At 61.9% G+C, this 15,233-nt stretch carries 10 protein-coding genes; 6 read left to right on the forward strand and 4 right to left on the reverse strand.

The features are described 5' to 3' along the window. Positions 1 to 326: 326 nt before the first annotated feature. The 4 genes from oxc to AC3WLT_RS30185 all read left to right on the forward strand — a co-directional run bounded on the left by oxc (position 327) and on the right by AC3WLT_RS30185 (position 4,544). Entirely contained in the window at positions 327 to 2,069 is a 1,743-nt protein-coding gene (gene oxc / locus AC3WLT_RS30170; RefSeq protein ID WP_492595306.1) for an oxalyl-CoA decarboxylase, read from the forward strand. A 26-nt stretch (positions 2,070 to 2,095) separates the two neighbouring features. Then, positions 2,096 to 3,346: a formyl-CoA transferase gene (frc, locus tag AC3WLT_RS30175; RefSeq protein ID WP_492595307.1), complete on the forward strand. Its 1,251-nt coding sequence runs from the start codon at positions 2,096 to 2,098 to the stop codon at positions 3,344 to 3,346. Positions 3,347 to 3,473: 127 nt separating this feature from the next. After that, complete coding sequence (locus AC3WLT_RS30180; protein WP_492595308.1) at positions 3,474 to 3,905, forward strand: PAS domain-containing protein; 432 nt, start codon at positions 3,474 to 3,476, stop codon at positions 3,903 to 3,905. A 237-nt stretch (positions 3,906 to 4,142) separates the two neighbouring features. Beyond that, positions 4,143 to 4,544, forward strand: a complete 402-nt coding sequence (locus tag AC3WLT_RS30185) for a DUF3597 domain-containing protein (RefSeq protein ID WP_492595309.1) — start codon at positions 4,143 to 4,145, stop codon at positions 4,542 to 4,544. Positions 4,545 to 4,792: 248 nt separating this feature from the next. On the opposite strand, the gene AC3WLT_RS30190 is transcribed toward AC3WLT_RS30185, so the two are convergent. Beyond that, positions 4,793 to 7,024 (reverse strand): SulP family inorganic anion transporter, encoded by a 2,232-nt coding sequence (locus AC3WLT_RS30190; protein WP_492595310.1) that lies wholly within the window; start codon positions 7,022 to 7,024, stop codon positions 4,793 to 4,795. Positions 7,025 to 7,498: 474 nt separating this feature from the next. Here AC3WLT_RS30190 and AC3WLT_RS30195 point away from each other — a divergent pair, with 474 nt between their 5' ends. Beyond that, a complete protein-coding gene (locus tag AC3WLT_RS30195; protein ID WP_492595311.1) occupies positions 7,499 to 10,783 on the forward strand; it encodes an adenylate/guanylate cyclase domain-containing protein in 3,285 nt (1,094 codons plus the stop codon). 177 nt (positions 10,784 to 10,960) lie between these two features. On the opposite strand, the gene AC3WLT_RS30200 is transcribed toward AC3WLT_RS30195, so the two are convergent. The 3 genes from AC3WLT_RS30200 to AC3WLT_RS30210 form a co-directional block, all read right to left on the reverse strand. Next, positions 10,961 to 11,383, reverse strand: a complete 423-nt coding sequence (locus AC3WLT_RS30200; protein WP_492595312.1) for a glutathione S-transferase family protein — start codon at positions 11,381 to 11,383, stop codon at positions 10,961 to 10,963. Positions 11,384 to 11,405: 22 nt separating this feature from the next. Beyond that, positions 11,406 to 12,869 carry a mechanosensitive ion channel gene (locus tag AC3WLT_RS30205; protein WP_492595313.1) on the reverse strand — a complete coding sequence of 488 codons (1,464 nt, stop codon included), beginning with the start codon at positions 12,867 to 12,869 and terminating at the stop codon, positions 11,406 to 11,408. 550 nt (positions 12,870 to 13,419) lie between these two features. Then, positions 13,420 to 13,674, reverse strand: coding sequence for a hypothetical protein (locus tag AC3WLT_RS30210; protein ID WP_492595314.1), 255 nt, complete (start codon positions 13,672 to 13,674; stop codon positions 13,420 to 13,422). A 707-nt stretch (positions 13,675 to 14,381) separates the two neighbouring features. Here AC3WLT_RS30210 and AC3WLT_RS30215 point away from each other — a divergent pair. Then, on the forward strand, positions 14,382 to 14,969 hold the full coding sequence (locus AC3WLT_RS30215; RefSeq protein ID WP_492595315.1) for a hypothetical protein: 588 nt from the start codon (positions 14,382 to 14,384) through the stop codon (positions 14,967 to 14,969). Positions 14,970 to 15,233 lie beyond the last annotated feature (264 nt).

Raw genomic sequence — 15,233 nt, forward strand, 5'->3', positions numbered from 1 at the left:
TGCCACGCTTTCAGCGTCGCAGTGCTTTTTTATTCTCCCTCGCAAGGGGCCAGACCTCGACAGAGCGTCGGCCAACCCTTCTCTTTCGTCACCGACGCCCGCCAAACCAGTGGTCAAAAATGCAGCGCCCGCGCAATTCCGGCTCCGCCGGCGATTTGTGCGGCGCAACCGCTCACACCCCGCACCGGCCTTTAAATACAAGCACGCACAGACTAGCTGCAATGCAGCAATCCACCCGTCATAGAAAAACTCGCTTGACTAATACTGTGTGTGGAATATTGTATATCACGAACCACACAACGCCCCAGCTTCGGAGGAGAGACGTCATGGCAGAAGCCGACAGCACCACAGCAGAAGAGACCTTGAAACAACAGGCGACGGAGACGACCGACGGATTCCACATCGTCATCGATGCACTGAAACTAAACGACATCAACACCATCTTTGGGCTGGTCGGTATCCCCATCACCGACCTGGCGCGGCTTGCCCAGGCGGAAGGGATGCGTTTTATCGGCTTCCGTCACGAACAGCACGCGGGCAATGCGGCGGCCATTGCCGGTTTCATGACGCAAAAGCCGGGCATCTGCCTGACGGTATCGGCGCCGGGCTTTCTGAACGGCCTGACGGCGCTCGCCAACGCGACCACCAATTGCTTCCCGATGATCCTCATCAGCGGCTCCAGCGAGCGCGAAATCGTCGATCTGCAGCAAGGCGATTACGAAGAGATGGATCAATTGAACGCGGCCAAGCCGTACGCGAAGGCCGCATATCGCGTGCTGCATGCGGAAGACATCGGCATCGGCGTGGCGCGTGCGATTCGTGCCGCGGTGTCAGGCCGCCCGGGTGGCGTGTATCTGGACTTGCCGGCCAAGCTGCTCGCGCAAACGCTGGATGCCGTGAAGGCGCAGCAGTCGCTGGTGCGAGTGGTCGACGCCGCGCCGCGTCAGCTGCCCGCGCCGGAATCGGTCAAGCGTGCGATCGACGTCCTGAAGAGCGCCAAGCGTCCGCTGATCCTGCTCGGCAAAGGGGCGGCGTACGCGCAGGCTGACGCGGAGATCCGCGGGTTCGTCGAACAAAGCGGCATTCCGTATCTGCCGATGTCGATGGCCAAGGGTCTGTTGCCCGATACGCACGAGCAATCGGCGTCGGCGGCGCGCTCGTTCGTGCTGCAGGAAGCCGACGTCGTCGTGCTGATCGGCGCGCGGCTGAACTGGCTGCTGGCGCATGGCAAGGGCAAAACGTGGGGCGCGGAGCCGAAGAAGTTCGTCCAGGTCGATATTTCGCCGACCGAAATCGACAGCAACGTCGCGATCGCCGCGCCGGTGATCGGCGATATCGGCTCGTGTGTCGCGGCACTGCGCGCGGGCCTCGATGCGGGCTTCGCGAAGCCGGGCGCCGAGTGGACCGGCGCGATCGCCGAGCGCAAGAACAAGAATCTCGCCAAGATGGCCGCGACGCTCGAGAAGAACCCGTCGCCGATGAATTTCCACAGCGCGTTGCGCGCGATCCGCGATGTGCTGAAGACGCGCCCGGACATCAACGTCGTCAACGAAGGCGCGAACACGCTCGACTACGCGCGCAGCATCATCGACATGGCCGAGCCGCGCAAACGCTTCGATTCGGGCACGTGGGGAATCATGGGCATCGGCATGGGTTTCGCGATCGGCGCGGCGGTGACGAGCGGCAAACCGGTTGTCGCGATCGAAGGTGACAGCGCGTTCGGATTCAGCGGCATGGAACTCGAAACCATCTGCCGTTACGACTTGCCGGTTTGCACGATCGTATTCAACAACAACGGCGTGTATCGCGGCACCGACGTGAACCCGACGGGCGGAAAGGACGTCGCGCCGACCGTGTTCGTGAAGGGTGCGCGCTACGACAGGATGATCGAGGCATTCGGTGGTGTCGGCTACAACGCGACCACACCGGAAGAGTTGACGAAGGCGCTCGTCGAAGCGATCGCATCGGGCAAGCCGACCTTGATCAATGCCGTGATCGATGAAGCGGCGGGCACCGAAAGCGGCCGCCTGACCAATCTGAATCCGCAAAGCGCGGCGATGAAAAAGTAATCCAGAGCAACCCAGGAGATAGCAAAGTGACCAAACCTCTCGACGGCATCAAGATCATCGACTTCACCCACGTTCAAGCCGGTCCCGCGTGCACCCAGTTGCTCGCCTGGTTCGGCGCCGACGTGATCAAGGTTGAAAGACCAGGTTCGGGCGACGTGACGCGCAACCAGTTGCGCGACATGCCCGACGCCGACGCGCTGTACTTCACGATGCTCAACAGCAACAAGAAGTCGCTGACGTTGGACACGAAAAAGCCCGAAGGCAAGGAGGTACTCGAAAAGCTGATCCGCGAATCCGACGTTCTGGTCGAAAATTTCGGCCCGGGCGCGTTGGACCGGATGGGCTTTTCGTGGGAACGCCTGAACGAACTCAATCCGAAGATGATCGTCGCTTCGGTGAAGGGTTTCAGCGACGGCCATCACTACGACGACCTGAAGGTCTACGAAAACGTCGCGCAATGCGCGGGCGGCGCGGCGTCCACCACCGGCTTCTGGGACGGTCCGCCGACCATCAGCGCCGCGGCGCTCGGCGACAGCAACACCGGCATGCATCTGGCGATCGGCATTCTGACCGCGCTGTTGGGGCGCGACAAAACCGGCAAGGGCCAGAAGGTCGCGGTGTCGATGCAGGATAGCGTACTGAACCTGTGCCGCGTAAAGCTGCGGGACCAGCAGCGGCTGGAGCGCGTGGGTTATCTCGAGGAATATCCGCAATATCCGCACGGCGAATTCAGCGATGTGGTGCCGCGCGGCGGCAATGCGGGCGGCGGCGGTCAGCCGGGCTGGGTGCTCAAGTGCAAGGGCTGGGAAACGGATCCGAACGCCTACATCTACTTCACGATCCAGGGTCATGCGTGGGAGCCGATTTGCCGGGCACTCGGCAAACCCGAGTGGATCGATGACCCAGCCTACAAGACCGCTGAAGCACGTCAACCGCATATCTTCGAGATTTTCAAAACCATCGAAGACTGGCTCGCCGACAAGACCAAATTCGAAGCAGTCGACATCTTGCGCAAGTTCGACATTCCGTGCGCGCCTGTGCTGACGATGAAGGAACTGGCCAACGATCCGTCATTGCGCGCGAGCGGCACGATCGTCGAAGTGCCGCACAAGAAACGCGGCACGTATCTGACGGTCGGCAGTCCGATCAAGTTCTCGGATCTGAAGCCGGAAGTCACCGCGTCGCCGCTGCTCGGCGAACACACGGACGAAGTGCTCGCGAGCCTTGGCTACAGTCAGCAGGAAATCGTCAACCTGCGCGAAGTCAAAGCGGTTTAATGGTGTCACGAGGGTGTCACGCGGGGTGTCACGCAGGCCCGGTTGTACGCTCGGGCCTGTGAATACAGCGCCCTGGCGGCGCCGTATCCGATTCAAGGATCTACGTTTTTACATTCGGGGGAACGCCATGCAAAGAGCCATCGACTTCCAGCAACTCGTCAACGCAATCGGCGACGCGATCATCATTTCCGACGCCGGCGGCAGCATCACATTGTGGAACCCCGCGGCCGAACGCATGTTCGGCTTTACGCAAAGCGAGGCGCTGGGAAAGTCGCTGGACCTGATCATTCCGGAACGTTTGCGCGGCCGCCATTGGGACGGCTATCACAAGACCATGGCAACGGGCGAAACCCGTTACGGCAACGACGTGCTGCGTGTGCCCGCCGCGCATAAGGACGGGCGGTCACTGTCGATTGCCTTTACGGTTGCGTTGCTGCATTCGCCGCAAAACGAGCTCACCGGCATCGTCGCCGTGATCCGCGACGAAACCAGCCGCTTCCAGGAAGATCGCTTGCTGCGCAAGCGTCTCGCGGAACTGGAAGCATCCGCGGGCGCATGAGCGGCCACACAGAGTGCACTCATGTCGATCTGAAAGTGTGCGGGCAGCTCTCATGCAGAGCGCGCCGCAAGGCGACTCGCGCTGCTTTCAATCCTTGGCGCAGACTGCCAACGCCTGAACATTCTTAAACAATTTGCCACGACCTGGACGCAAACCTCGCATAGGATATCGAAAGCACGCGTATCGGGATACGGTACGGTGTTTCCGTGAATTACCAACCTGTTGGGAGCATCGATAATGAGCATCTTCGGCGAGATTGTGAACAAGCTGTTCGGAAAAGCAAAACCGGATCAACCAGCGCCTGCAGCGGAGCCGACACCGGATCCCGCGGCAGCCCAGGCTGCCGCCCCGGATGCCACGCCAGCACCTGCGCCTCTGACTGACGTCGACGTCGAAGCCGTGATGGATCAGCTTGTCAGTGAAAGCGGGCAAACGCTGAACTGGCGCACGTCAATCGTTGACACGATGAAGGCGCTCGGCGTCGACAGCAGCCTCGATCATCGCAAGCAGCTCGCCCAGGAACTCAAGTACGACGGCGACACGAACGACTCGGCGAGCATGAATATCTGGCTGCACAAGCAAGTGATGCAGGCGCTGGCGGCGAACGGCGGGAAGTTGCCGCCCGACCTCGCGGCCTGACTTCGCTTTGGGCGAGCGCCTGGCCGAGGGTCTTTCGCCGTTTGTCTCGTCAATTGAACGGGCTGAACCTTGAAAGATCCGTGGAACCTGTATATGTGCGCAATATGTTTGCATATACAGCTCCGGAGGCCGTCATGGAGCGTCTGGTGCGCGTGCGGAATGAACGGGACTGCCGCACGCTCGTGCGGCTGCGGGCGCTGGTCACGATCCGGCAGATACTGGCTTGCCTCAATGATTAGGGTTGCCTGTCAATGAGCCGCGCGCAAGGCTTCGTCCGCGACAGCCAGCCGTGACGCCATGACCTTGACGATAAAACGATGGATTTGCCGCGCGGTCACGGGATCGTCCTGCTCGAGCGCATGCAACGAATCAAATGTCAAACGCCGGACACGCGCAGGGCCGTCTGCGAGTACATCCGCACTACGCGCCCGCTGCGTGTACACCGCCATTTCGCCGACGATCGTACCTGGTCCGAACGAGCGCAGCCTGAGGGATCTCCCGTCCGCAAGCGGCAGTAAGACGGTGACACGGCCGCGCTCGACAAAGTACATGGCGTCCCCCGGCTCGCCGTGACGGAACACCGGCTGCCCCGCGCCAAGCTCGCGCACGTCTAGAAGGGCCAACAGCCTTTCGAGCGCGTATGACGTGAAATGCGGTGCGAGCAGCGCCTCGAAATCCTCTTCGCCGCAAGGCGGCGCGCGTGAATCCGACGCAAGAAGCGTATCTTCGACCCATTCCAGGCCGGCATCCAGCGTAGCGAACTCGTGAATCCTTAGGTTCAGCGTGCCGGTCTTCATGAGCAGTTCACGCGAGCGTGTCGGCAGCCCCGTCAACACCAGGTCCGCATCAATCGTCGCGCACAGCTGCCTGAGCTTGACGAAGCTGACCGATACCGACGCGTCCATGCCGTTGGTCAAAGCGAAGTCGAGCACGACAAAGCGAACCGGCAGCGGCCCGTGCCTCGCCAGCCGTTCGCGCACGCGCTGCAAGATCGAATTGGCGGTGCCAAAGAACAGGAACCCCTGCAGACACGTTCCGCACACCTGTACGCCGAGTTCGTGAAGCCGTTCGGTTGCCTCGATACTGCGCTCAACATTCGATGTGCGGGTACTGCCATCGAACTCCATACGAACGCAACTGACGCGGCCATACAGCAGAGCGAACATCACACATGCGGCGATGACCCCCGCGACGACGCCCGTGACGACGCCGTAGAACGCAATAGCGCCCAGAATAAGCGGTACAAGTAGATACTCATGCCAGTTGAGCTTGCGATACGCACCGACTAGCCACTGGATCAACAGACGCAGTCCAATGAAGAGCTGCAGCCCGACCAGCACTGGTACCGGGAATAGCGCCACCAGGTCCGGCGAGGCGGCCAGCACGAACAGGCACGCGAGGGAGGCGAATACGCCCGCCATACGACTTGTCGCGCCCGCGCGTGCGTTGAGCATCGATCGGTTGAACGACTGGTATCCGACCATCCCGCCTAACATCCCGCTCGCGATGTTAGCTATTCCGGCGGCCCTCATTTCGCGGTTCAGATCGATGTCTTCGCCCGTGGCTGCGCCAATCGCTGTCGAATTCATCAGGATCGTGATCGCCGCAATCGAGGTGACCACGAGCGTCTCCGGCAAGTGCGCAGCGATTGCCGACCAGTCGACGCTCCCACGCGTCAGCAATGCCGGAAGATGCAGTTCTGGAATCCGGATCGGGTGCAGTGCCACGCGCGGAAGCAATAATCCCGTGTTGCGGGCGTCGTCGATCGACAGGCCTGCAGCAAGCAGGAGCAGGTAGAACAGCACGACGCCGAGTGCAAGGGTGATCGGCAGCGCCGCTGGGTGTTTCCAGGTGCGCGACAGGAGCGTGGCTAATGCGCACACCAGCACAGCGGGTGTCCACACCAGCCAGTTCAGGTGCGTCATCAGCGCCAATGTGTGCCAGTTCAAGGATTCGCCGGTCACGACCCGAAATGCGCCGGCTAGCAGGAGGTAGCCAGTACCGGCAAGAAAGCCGCCTACGACCGGGTAAGGCAGGAATTGCAGGGAACGGCTGCGCTTCGACGAACCGACCGCATACAGAATGACGCCCGTCACCACAGAACACAGCGCGATGGCAATCAGCACCGTCAGCAGAATTGTCTGGGGCGTACCGCCGTCAGCCCGCACGCTGCTCGCGACGCCTGCCGCCACACCGGCAAGAAACGCCGTCGCGTTGCCGTCGGGTCCGGCTATATTCACGCGCATCGAACTCGTCAAGGCGATCACCAGTGCCGTTACCACGCAACTGATGAAGGCGGTGGGCACGCCAAGCTCAGCGTAACGGGCGAGATCCGCACTAAAGATCATAGTGCCCAGGCTCATTGCATAGCAGAGCATGACCAACGTCGACACCATGCCGGCCGAGAGGTCTCCGACCAGGCCCGTGATGCGTGGCCCGGGGCGGGCATCGGGTGAGGAACCTGTCGTAGCTGGCTTCACAGTGCTCCCGGTGAGGGCAGATGGAATCTGGCCTGGGCCGTGCGGTTCGCGCGGCGCGCTGCGGTTGTGGCTTGTTCGAACGTCACCCATCGTTCCGGATGACGAACGACTGCACGTTGCGCCCGCCTGCTCGCCCGACACTGTGGCCGATTCGCTACGCAGTATCCGTCGTGGCCACAGCCAGTGTCAAACGCACTGCGGCGCGCCGTCGCGCTCCTGGCCGAATTTGCATCCACCTCGTCGCTCATACCCGGTATCCGTTTCCTTCACGCTGGACGTACACTGTGCTTTCGGCAGGAAGGCCTTGAGCACGGAGTACGTTGCACCCGTCACAGCCAGGCAACCGGCGGTGCGTCGATTCGTATGATCTGTTGGTGCAACGCGGCCCGGTTCGGGGATACGGTTCGACCGCCTGCGCGGCCACGAACTGCGACGGAGTATGCCTGTTCGAACGCACCGGATTAGGCGGCGGCGATGGATATCGATCAGTGGCTGCATGCATTGGGGCTTGAACAATACGCACGCGTATTTGCCGAGAACGACATCGATCTCGCGATGCTGTCACAGCTCGACGGCGCGGACCTGAAAGAGCTCGGCGTCCTCTCGCTCGGCCACCGTAAGCGCCTGCTGGCGGCGATTGCCGATCAGCGCGACGCCGCACTGTGCGCAGCGTCGCCCGCTGTGAATGCGCCGGCAAGCGAGCGTCGGCAAGTCACCATTCTCTTCGCCGATCTGTGTGGTTTTACCGCGCTGTCGCAAACGCTCGATCCTGAAGAGTTGCGCGAGTTAACCGGTCGTTACACAGCGCTCGTCGATGGGATCGTCCTCGGTTACGGCGGCACGATCGACAAGCACATCGGCGATGCCGTCATGGCAATCTTCGGTGCACCGCGCGCGCACGACACCGATCCGCTGCGCGCGGCGCGTGCCGCGTTGGAGATTCATGAGGCCCTTAACGGACTGGGCAAGCAGGTGGCGCCTGCGCTGAGGGCGCATGTGGGCATCGCCAGCGGCGAGGTGGTCGCGGGTCCGCTCGAGCGCGCAGACGTTCAGGACTATACGGTCCTCGGCGACTCCGTGAACCTCGCCGCCCGCCTGGTTGCCGCTGCCGGCCCCGGGGAAACGCTGCTCTCCGATAGCGTGCATCACGCGCTCGGCAACTGCGTGATGAGCGACGCCGTCGGTGCGATGCGCTTCAAGGGGATCGACTCGCCGGTGCGCGTGTGGCGTCTGAGCGGTCTCGCCTTTGAACCCGTCACGCCAAGCCGCAGTGTGTTTGTCGGCCGCAAGGCTGAACTCGAGCAGTTCAAGGGCCTCGCCCGCGCGTGCCTCGAACAGCGGGCCGGTCACGTCGTCTATGTCCGCGGTGAGGCGGGCATTGGCAAGACGCGGCTCGTCGACGAGATGCGCCGCTTCGTCGAAACGCTGGGCTTTGTCAGTCACCGCGGCCTCGTACTGGATTTTGGCGTGGGTAAAGGCCAGGACCCCATTCGCACCATTGTCGGCAGCCTGCTGGACCTGCGGCCCGCGGCCGGGTCCGATGAACTGCGCGCCGCCGCCGAACGGGTTGCCGCATCCGGGGCCGTCGGCCCCGATCAGCTGATGTTTCTCCACGACCTCCTCGATCTCACGCAAACCGGCGAATGGCACACGCTTTACGACGCGATGGACAATGCCGCACACACGCGCGGCAAGCGCGCGGTCACAGCAGCAATCACGGAGGATGTCTGCCGGCACCAGCCAACCATGATTGTGGTGGAGGACATTCATTGGGCCGACCCGCAGGTGCTCGGTTACCTCGCCACCCTCGCCGTTGCGATCGCGAACGGTCCGGGCCTGCTTGTGATGACGTCGCGCGTGGACGGCGATCCGCTCGACGCGGCATGGCGGGCAAGTTGCCGCGGCACGCCCTTCGCCACGATAGACCTCGGCCCGCTGCGCAGCGACGAGGCGCTGAACCTTGCCGGCAGCTTTATCGAAGCGACCGGGCGTGTCGCGCGTGCCTGCATCGAGCGAGCCGGCGGCAATCCGCTGTTCCTCGAACAACTCCTGCATAACGCCGAGGAAGGCAGCGAGGAAGCGGTCCCCGCGACGATCCAGAGCCTCGTGCTGGCGCGCATGGACCGGCTGACTCCGCGCGACCGCGAAGCGTTCCAGGCTGCCTCGGTAATCGGACAGCGCTTTGGCCTCGCCTTGCTCCGGCGGTTGATCGATGCACCGGAGTATGTCTGTGACGGGCTCGTCGCCAACGCGCTCGTCCTGCCGGAAGGCGAAGATTTCCTGTTTGCCCACGCGCTAATCCAGGAGAGCGCCTACGCGACGCTGCTGCGGGCGCGCCGGCGCGACTTGCACCGCCTGGCGGCCGGCTGGTTTGCGACGACTGACCCCGTGCTGCGCGCCCAGCATCTCGATCGCGCCGAGGACAAGCGGGCGCCGCAGGCCTATCTCGACGCCGCGATCGCACAACGCTCCGCCTACTTGACCGAGGCGGCATTGCGGCTAGTCGAGCGAGGTCTGCAAATCGCGCAAACGGACGTGGATCGCCACGCGCTGATCTGTTTCAGTGGCGAACTCCAACGAGATCTCGGCGACATCGCCGCATCGATCGCGACGTACCGTGCGGCCGTGGCCGCCGCTCCGGACGAAGCGAGTCTCTGCCAGTCCCAACTTGGGCTCGCCGAAGGTCTGCGGGTGAGCGAAGGCCTCGCCGAAGCCCTCTCGCTGCTCGACGCGGCCCAGCAAGTGGCGCAACGTCTGGATAAGGTGCCTGAACTTGCGCGCCTGCATCACCTGCGCGGCAACATCCTCTTCCCGCTTGGCAGGATCGAAGATTGCCGCACCGAGCATGAGCGCGGGCTTGCCTATGCACGGCGCCTCGGCTTGCCGGAAGCCGAGGCGCGCGCGCTCGGTGGCCTCGCGGATGCTGCTTACGCGCAAGGGCGCATGCGCACCGCTTTCGAGCACTTTAGCCGGTGCGTTGCGTTAAGCCGCGAACACGGCTTCGGCCGCATCGAGGTCGCTAATCGTTCGATGGCCGGCTTCAGCAGGATCTACCTCAACCAGGCACGCGCAGCGCGCGAGGACGTAAGCGCCGCCGCACGCGCCGCCGCGCTGGTCGGTCAGCCGCGTGCGCAGATGCTGTGCGAAACGTTAGGCGCCTTTGCCTGCTACGAAATGGGCGACATGGAGGCGACCCTCACCCATCTCGAACGCGAGACGCACATCATCCGTCAGCTGGGAGCTCGCCGCTTCGAGGCGCAGAATATGGAAATGCGGGCGCGAGTGCTGCTCGATAGCGGGCGTCGGCGAGAGGCCGCCGAATTATTGCGTGAAGCGCTAGCGATTTGCCGCGAGGTGGGAACGCAGTTCAGCGCACCCAAGGCCGTGGGCGCTCTGAGCCGCGCTGTCGAGGACGACGGCGAACGCGCGCGTCTGCTCGCCGAAGGTGCCGACATGTTGCACCGAGGCGCGGTTGGCCACAATCATCTGTGGTTCTACCGCGATGCCATGGAAGCGATGCTGTCCGCCGGCGACGCAGCCGGCGCACTGCCCTATGTCACCGCGCTCGAAGACTATACGCGCGCTGAGCCGCTGCCATGGGCAGAGCTGTTTGTGGCGCGCGGCCGCGCCCTCGCTCGCGCGCAGCAAGACCATTCTGGAGAAGCAGCGCAGCGCGAACTCGAGCGTGCGCGCGCAGCCCTCGTGGAAGCCGGCTTCAACAGCTATCTGCCTGCGGTGGACGCTGCGCTCGTTGCGTAGCGAAGGCATTGTCCGAAGCTTTCCATCGATTCGGTTCGCTCAACTGTCAAAATTCCCAGCGCAATCAGTGAAAGTCTCCTGGTCGGCGACTGCTGTGTTGGCGACAGGCAGAAGTCGACCCATCGCGAAAATTCACCGCACTCGAGAGCAGACATTCAGCGTTTCGCATGACCCCAGTTAGGCCATGGGAGCGAGCGGCGCCGGCCTCATTGCGTCATCAGGATGGATCCATCCAGTCAAAGCACGCAGTGATCGCAACCATCGCTCAATATTAGGGAATTCAGCCTCCGCGATGCCGGCCTGAGAAAGCCAGAAGAGATACGCCGAACACGAGATATCGGCAATCGTTGGACCTGATGGTAAGAGAAACTCGGTGGTCGATAGAACTTCATCAAGCGTCCGCAGATCTGCAATCGCTCGATGGCGCAGATATGCAATAACCTCTGTCGGTTGATGCGCCCACAGTAGCGAGAAACGAAGGTTCGGTATGCTGAACCCGATGCGATTCGTCTCCCACGAAAGCCATTCCAGGATCGTTTGCCATTCCGACTTTTCACCACGGAAGACGTTAGTGGAGCACTTGAACCGCACCGCAAACACGGTGCGGTTCAGGCGGGCGCCGCTACTCCTTGTCGCCCCGGGTAGCGAACCAGCGTTCGAGCAGCTTGCCGGCCGCGTCACGTCCGCCAAGCCCGAACGACAGCGCCACGGCTACCGCGATCCCGCCCAGCACCAGGGCGAATGCAAGTTGCACGATTTCATTGGCAATACCCATTGCGCGCAGTCCCATGGCGAACACCAGTCCGAGGATCGCGAATTGAGCGATGCGGGCAAGCAGTACGCTGTGCTCTCGATCGGCCTGCTCGATCACACGCCGCGCAAGACTCGACAGCCAGAATCCGATGATCAGGATCACGCTGCCCATCAGGATGTGTCCGCCGAACTCGATAAAGAGCGTGACCACGTCGCGGACCTGGCCAAAGCCCAGGCGATTGGCAGCTTCCACCACGGCGAACAACATCGCGAAGAAAACCACGAGTCGCGAGGCCAGCACCGACGGTTGCAACGGGCCGTCCAGAACCTTGTCGAGACCGAGCACCGCCGGCAACCCGTCCACACCGGCCGTCACCAGCAGCTTCTGTACCAGTGCCGCGACGAAGCGTGCAACATAGAAGGTCGCGAGCAGAATGACCACGGCTGCGACGATATCCGGCACGGCGCTCAGGAACTGATCGAGCATATGCGTGGCGGGTCCTGATATCGCTTCGATCTTCAGTGCGTCGAGTGCAGAAATCAGCGTCGGCACGAACACGAAGATGTACACCACCGTTCCGGCTAGACTCGACAGCCGCACGGGCGTCGGGCTGTCGACGTCCTGTGTGAGCTTGTCCGCACCGGCCGCCGCGAGCAGATTGGTGACAAGGCCGCGCAGGATCCTCGCGAAAATCCAGCCGACAATCCCGATCACGGCGGCCGCGAAGAGATTCGGCACGATCGCAAGCAGCTTGTCGATCATGCTCTGCACGGGCGCGAGCAGGCCGTTCAGAGCGAATGCCGCGAGCACGGCCGGAATGAACAACAGGATGACGAGCCAGAAGAGCACATCACCTACATACGCGCTCATCGGACGCATGCCGGCCGTCTCGGACAACTTGCTGTCAAGCTTGCTCGCGCGCAGCGCCCTGTCGGCCACGGCACGCAATAGCGACGCGATCAGCCATGCGACCAGCGCAAGCACGGTGCCGCCGATCAGGTTCGGCAGATAGTTGACGATCTGGGTGACAAGGAGCGAAAACGGATTGGAGACCGCATACAGGTTCAGGACATTGAAGACCCCGACGGCGGTCATGAGCAGAACAAGCCAGAACAGGCCGCCGGCAATCACGTTCTCCACCTGCGCGGCCTGCTTCGTGCTGTCGGCAATGCGCTGATTGACCTTGAGCGCAGAGAGCAGCTTGCGGGCACCGGCCCGGGCGATAACGGCAACCAGCCAACCGACGATCAGAATGCCGAGCGCACCGGCGATTTTAGGCAAAAAGCCACTTAGCGCGTTTTCCAGCGTAACGAAAAAACTGGTTAAATCCATTTTTCTCTCCGAAAGCTTTGTGATGCGGTTATGGACCTGCTTTCTGACTTCGACGACACCGACTGAACCCGCCCTCTCATGTCCTCCTTGATTCTTTGCATAGATGTTAGTTCATCGGCATGCCATTGCCATGAACGTGCCGGGCCAGAGCAAAGCTGACGCTGACAAGCTGGATAACGACGGCGTCAAAATCGCGGAGCCCGGACACAGCCATAAACGAACTCAGGCCGCCAGATCGGGCGGCAGCTTGCCACCGTTCGCCGCCAGCGCCTGCATCACCTGCTTGTGCAGCCAGACGGGCGCACGACGTTTCCTCGACATACGCCGTTTCATGAATGAGCGGCGCCCGAGGCTACAAGGTCAAGGATGTGGGCTGCACCTGCCCTCGGAAAAACCTTGACTGACCGCCCTCAGGGCGTGAAGCTGCCTGTCGCGCACAAGCGTTGGCGAGTCCGCTAAGGGCTGCTGACCGGACGGTCGACAATAGGGAGCCGCGCACACCGGAAGTGCCGACCTGGCCCCCGAGTTGCCGTGAGGCGTCGCTCTGCGGTTAGCGGCGGAAATACGTGGCTTTGACTGAGCAAGTCCAGCTTGTTCCGCTTCCGGAGCAGGTGCAGCTTGACATCCCTGCGAAGATCCATCCCTTGGAGAGCCAATTAACCCTGTCCTGCTCCGCAGCAGCGGTTGCAGAACGGCAAGCGTCCTGCTGGTCGCTGCCATTCCTCGAGTAGGATCCCATGGAAGTGGTGGCCATCGCAGCCACGCTAAAAAAAACGATGAAGGCAATCGCGAGTACTGATTTCATTCTACGTCTCCTTTGCGTGAGCGGCCCGTCTCGCCACGCGGTCCGCTAGAGTGCCATTGAGGTCGGGCCAATGCCGTACTCGTTATAGGGCTGCGCCCCGAGCGCAGGCAGAGACGCGCGCTCAAGAATGCCGATCAGTGATCGCGCATTCCGGTGGCCTCGATGATCCGGAGGCCGCGTCAACGGCAGCTTCCAACGTGCAACGGTCATCCTTGCCTACGTGCCAGCCGACCGGTGAGGCCTTCGCAGTCATTCGCTATCGCGCGATAGTTCATCATTCGCACCGCGCAATGCTGAATGCGCCTGCGTTTTGTCCGACATCCACCTGGCATTTGCGAATATCGTGGATTACGCTACTTTTTGCTATGCGACTCTAAAGCGTGGCTGACCCACAAAGTCACAATTGCGCGGACTTTCGTGCACCCCTTCTGCACGTGTCTGCCGACACCGGGCGAAAAATGACTGCCTGGTGAAGCGTTTCGCCACATTGGCCCACGCATGGGCTTTCTCGCCTCACGCTCCGGAACAGGCGGTCGCACCGACGGCCTCTCGTTCTCTCATCGCTTGCTCCGCAAACGGCGGCAGCCGGGTAACACTGCGGCCGCTTTTTATTTCATTTGTTTGAATTGGGCGGCTCATCTCGCCAGGCAATAGGGCCCCTGCGCGCTGTGATGTTACGCGCCTGATTGGGTGACAAGGAGATGACCATGAAGATCAAGCATTTAAGCATTTTGTCAGCAACCGCCGTTGCACTTCTCTCGCTCAGTGGCGCCGCGCAGGCCGGCGAACCCGGTGGCCACGGCGGCGTTTGCTCGAACGCAACGCTAAAGGGACCGTTTGGGTTTATCGGTCACGGAGAGATTCTTGGATTGATAGGTGCCGATGGTAAGGTGCATCCGTACGCCGCCCCGTCGATCCTCGATGACGTCGCCCTGGTGACGTTCGACGGTATGGGCCATTTTTCACGCACCGACTTCGGGGTTATCGGCGGGCTGCCGAAAGGGGGGCAGATTACATTCAATCCGAACCAGATCGGCACCTACACGGTGAACTCCGATTGCACCGGCACCATGAAAATCGTCTATACCGCCGGCGGAGGCGTGCCGGCCGGCGTCGAGACTGATCTGAACATCGTCGTCGCTGCCGACGGGACGCTCATCGAATCCGTTGTCTACAGGGCGGTCACCGTGTCAGGCGAGAGCGCGGACGGCGTAGTAACGTGTCCACCGTATTGCGAGCAAGGTGTGCAAGAAAGCTTTGAGGGGAAAAAGGTCCTGGTCTACGGCTTCCGTTAGTACCGGCGCACTTCGTCTTTTTGATCCAACATTGTGACTGCACGTACGCGAGCCTCGAGAGCCGTAAAAAAAGCCCACCGGAGGCGTGGCCGGGCAGGGCTTTTGAATCCGAACCTCGGTGACGAGTCCGGAGGGTTCGGGAGGAGAGCGAACTACGTTGATTGGACCCACCGCCTGCACCTCGACAATGTGCTCCCCTGTTATGAAGCTATCGATTCAGATTTGAATCGAATCCTGTTACGGGAAATTTTTATTCGCACGCCA

Source organism: Paraburkholderia sp. FW306-2-2C-D06C, from assembly GCF_058781505.1.